Below are 773 nucleotides of genomic sequence, written 5' to 3' on the forward strand. Positions count from 1 at the left end.
ACGTTATGTGAAATTACCGAAAATAGGAATTATTAAGCATATACAGGAGGTCACTTTGAAAAAAATATTAGTTATCATTGCTTTATTACTAATCTGTTTATGTACCTATCTCGGATATATATATTTGAGAGAAGATGATTCTAGTAAATCCATTGTAGAAGCTATTGAAAAGGCGAGAGGAGAAGATAATTACGTCAATTACATTATTCATGAGCAGCCAGTTAATAATGGTATGATGGTTTTCTTTTTAAGAAATATCAATGATGGACGAATTCAAGTTTCATCAGAGTTTGTAAAGAAAACTGACCAAGGTTGGAAGTGGGGATATGGAGGATCTTTTGGCGCAACCAATGTTAGATTAGATTTATCACTGGAAGAAGCAAAAGGAGAAGCATTTTATAGTTCTTATTTTCCAAGTACTACAGGAACTGAATTTGACTCGCCATTTCCAATGATTTATGGGGTTATCCTAAATCCTGATATATCCAGACTTGTTGTAAAAGACTATATAACCGGACTTGAGAGACAGACAGATATTGTAGAAATCAATAGGCATTTCAAATTGTTTTATGTATTGATCGATGATGCACAGGGTAAAAAATTCGATATCATTGCATACGATCATGATGGCGGAATTTTACGCACGGAGACAATTGATCAAGGATTACAAGAGCAATCTGGTACAAGCACAGTTAAATGAGGGTATTTCATAGAAGTCGGTAACATCACATAACAATGTTTTTCAGCCTCGTCGCTGACGCTCCTTGGTCGCC

1 protein-coding gene is annotated in these 773 nt (G+C 35.1%); it reads left to right on the plus strand.

Features of this window, described 5'->3' with window-relative positions:
* Positions 1–700, plus strand: a 700-nt coding sequence (locus AC1D69_RS25030; protein ID WP_495458816.1) for a hypothetical protein, incomplete at its 5' end; no start/stop codon positions are given.
* Between the last annotated feature and the right edge of the window lie 73 nt (positions 701–773).

The organism is Paenibacillus sp. Y301 (assembly GCF_059445505.1).